The organism is Stenotrophomonas sp. STEN031 (assembly GCF_056759975.1).
In genome coordinates this window covers 1-2,823 of record NZ_JBRREA010000116.1, presented here as the reverse complement: position 1 = coordinate 2,823, position 2,823 = coordinate 1, and the positions used below count along the sequence as shown (strand labels likewise).

General features: G+C 61.4%; 4 protein-coding genes. 3 read left to right on the top strand and 1 reads right to left on the bottom strand.

The window, feature by feature from the left end; all coding sequences use genetic code 11:
* Positions 1 to 254 precede the first annotated feature (254 nt).
* Positions 255 to 563 (bottom strand): hypothetical protein, encoded by a 309-nt coding sequence (locus ACVOLQ_RS22400; protein ID WP_481509867.1) that lies wholly within the window; start codon positions 561 to 563, stop codon positions 255 to 257.
* 292 nt (positions 564 to 855) lie between these two features.
* Here ACVOLQ_RS22400 and ACVOLQ_RS22395 point away from each other — a divergent pair, with 292 nt between their 5' ends.
* The 3 genes from ACVOLQ_RS22395 (at position 856) to ACVOLQ_RS22385 (ending at position 2,570) form a co-directional block, all read left to right on the top strand.
* Positions 856 to 1,125 carry a putative hemolysin gene (locus ACVOLQ_RS22395; protein WP_481529349.1) on the top strand — a complete coding sequence of 90 codons (270 nt, stop codon included), beginning with the start codon at positions 856 to 858 and terminating at the stop codon, positions 1,123 to 1,125.
* A 71-nt stretch (positions 1,126 to 1,196) separates the two neighbouring features.
* A complete protein-coding gene (locus ACVOLQ_RS22390; protein WP_481529348.1) occupies positions 1,197 to 1,661 on the top strand; it encodes a cupin domain-containing protein in 465 nt (154 codons plus the stop codon).
* A gap of 144 nt (positions 1,662 to 1,805) precedes the next feature.
* Entirely contained in the window at positions 1,806 to 2,570 is a 765-nt protein-coding gene (locus ACVOLQ_RS22385) for a hypothetical protein (protein WP_481529347.1), read from the top strand.
* Positions 2,571 to 2,823 lie beyond the last annotated feature (253 nt).

The following is a 2,823-nucleotide window of genomic DNA, read 5'->3' as shown; positions in this document are numbered from 1 at the left end:
GCGTCGCCCCCCGCCCCCCGCGCGCCCCCCCCCCCCCCGCCCCCCCCCCTCCCCCCCCCCCCCCCCTCCCCCCCCCCCCCCCCCCCCCCCCCGCTGCGATCCATGACGGTGCGCGCCTATCGGCTCAAGTTCACTTGATCCAATCACACCCCGAAGAACGGTAGATGCGCCGCCCCAAAGCGCTGATGTAGTCCCGTCGCTGATTTCTGCTCAGGTCAGGGGCGCGAGTAGTGAATGGCAACTCGCGTCTATCCTCAGCGCTTGCCCAGGTAGCCTTCCAGCACTTGCCTGGCCAGCGTCAGGTTGGTCACGATGGTAGGGCCGAGGAGCGCTCGCGTGGCCGGACCGTTGGTGAGGCTCAAGCCGCGGATATCGAGAGACTGCCTGATGCGCTTGCCCACGAATCTCTCCAACATTGGAGATGCGGACAATGAGGCGCGGATCTCACGCATCTCGATGATCGCCTCGCGCCAGGCTTTTTCATCCGGGGTGGCTGAGGAGAAGACGGTGATGAGCCTGTCCAAGGTGGTCAGCATGTCGTGAAGCAGCGTGTCTTTGGGCATGTTCTGCTCCTTCGCCAAAGGGCGGATTTTACCGGCTGCCAGATGGGATTCAAACCGGCAGGTAACGCGCAATCCTGCCGGTGGCGTTGATGTGCAGGTGGACTGTTGGAGCAGGGGCCAGTCTGGCAACCCAAGGCTCTGGTGGTCTCGCGAGAGCCGAAAAGCCCGTGCAACGCTTTTGCGCGAGACTTTGAATGCGGCGCCCACGTGGGGTGGTGGCGAGAGCGCAGGGTCATCACAATCTTTTGCTGGCCTGCTGCCGAAAATAGGGCAGTCATCCTGGAGAGCATCCATGAAATTCTTTGTACTTGGTGTAGCCGCCTTGCTGATGTCTGCCGCGGTCACGGGCTGCGCGCCGAAAGATGACGCGAAGACAGAGGCTACGCAGCCGCGTGTGGGCATGGCCAATCCTGCATCCGAGCACTGCGTGAAGAAGGGCGGCAAGGTCGAGATCAAGAAGAACCGCGAGGGTGGTGAGTACGGCATCTGCCATCTTGCTGATGGCACCCAGATCGAAGAATGGGAGCTGTTCCGGCGCGACAACGCGGCCGGCACGAAGTAAGCCGCTGGTTTGCATCGCATGTGGCTGATTTTGCTACTGTCACGGTTTGTCCTGCTTGAGCGAACCCTGGAATGAGTACGGTGGACCAGTTGGTGGCGCAGTTGCAGTTGGCGCCACATCCGGAAGGCGGCTACTTCCGCCGCTTCCATGAATCGCCCCAACACATCATCGTCGAGGGCGTAACACGTCCTGCGTTGACGGCTATCCACTACCTGCTTGGTGCGGGGCAGGGCAGCGCCTGGCATCGCATCGATGCGGAGGAGATTTGGCAGTGGCAGGCGGGCGAACCGTTGCAGCTGTTGTTGTGGGAGGGCAATGGCGCTGCAATCAAACAGATCGAGCTGGGTGCCGTTGGCGATGGGCGGCAGTCATTGGCGATCGTGCCCAGGGGCGTGTGGCAGGCAGCGCGGCCGCTGGGTTCGCACGCTTTGGTCAGCTGCATGGTTGCGCCGGGCTTCCTGTGGTCGGGGTTTGAGCTGATGGCGGCGTCAAGTGATGACGCGGTGTGGCTGCAAACGCATGATGGTTGGGTATAGGTGCGTTGGCGTTCGGTGTGACTTCCTTGCCGCGGATGTTCGGCGTACAAGGTGCGGCCGCGCGGCAGGCGACAGCGACCCGGCAGAGGACATCATGGATGGAAAAACGCACTCTGACCCCGGTTTTTCGTGTGAGGATGGTTGATGGCGAATGATGGTTGTCCGGATCCGCGCGGTGGCACAGGTGATAGTTCGCCAGACACGAGGCATCAGCAGATGCCGGCATGGTTGCGTGGGCCGCGGTGGCGGCGTTGGCTGCTGATCGTGATGCTGTTCCTGGTTGGCTGGAGCGCGTTGTTTGGTGGTTGGATTGGCATTGCGCTGTTACGCGATTCGACCGACAGGAATGCCGGTGCCGTTGCCTTCAACATCGTGTTGGTGGTGTTCATGGCGACGGTTATGTTCTTGATATTGCAGCGCGGGCTCTATCGCTGGTTCTGGCATATCGAGCGCAGACGTGGTCACGGGTGGTTTGAGCCTGGCGGCAAGGCAATGCAATTTGGCGCGACGCGTACCGACACGCCGCCCGTCATCGCTTGGCCGTGGCAATTGCGGTTGCGCCATCTGGGCTTTCTGCTGCTTGGCATGGCGACGCTGCTGTTTATCTTTCTGCCTTTTGAGAACCAGCTTGCGATTGGCGGCTTTCTGGCGCGCCACAGTGCTGGCAGGGCATCGGCCGGAAGCCTGTCCATGTTGATCTTCGCCTGGTTGCCTTTGCTGCTGCTTGGCGGCCTGTCGATGTTGCTTTTGTCGCGGCAGATGCGGCATCGGGACGCAGGTCAATTGACTGCAGAAGGGAAGCTGCTGCTGGCTGCGGAGGTGAACTGGCTGTTCTCCTTTGCCACCGCTTTTGCCATGACCATGTTGTTGTGTCGCCTGTTCGGCGCAATGGTGGTTCGCTACGTGTAGAAAACCGGGGTCAGAGTCGTATTTTCACATCGGTGGGCTGAGTTGCTGATGGTGATTGCCGGCATGGCGTTGCAGGCCCATTTTCTCTATTCCATGGGGCCTGCATTGGTGGCACCGAGCCATTGCTCGTTCTGCTGCGGTGTAGCGGTGTATTGGGGGGGCCCGGCCGGGGACGGGCGCGGGGCGGGCAAAACAAACCCCCCCGAGCGAGGCCGCGAAACACTGGTGGTGGTTGGATTTTAGTTTTAATAAA

Coding starts and splice junctions, on each gene's coding strand:
- ACVOLQ_RS22390 (WP_481529348.1), top strand. CDS start 1,197: ATGAGTACGGTGGACCAGTTGGTGGCGCAGTTGCAGTTGGCGCCACAT.
- ACVOLQ_RS22385 (WP_481529347.1), top strand. CDS start 1,806: ATGGCGAATGATGGTTGTCCGGATCCGCGCGGTGGCACAGGTGATAGT.
- ACVOLQ_RS22395 (WP_481529349.1), top strand. CDS start 856: ATGAAATTCTTTGTACTTGGTGTAGCCGCCTTGCTGATGTCTGCCGCG.
- ACVOLQ_RS22400 (WP_481509867.1), bottom strand. CDS start 563: ATGCCCAAAGACACGCTGCTTCACGACATGCTGACCACCTTGGACAGG.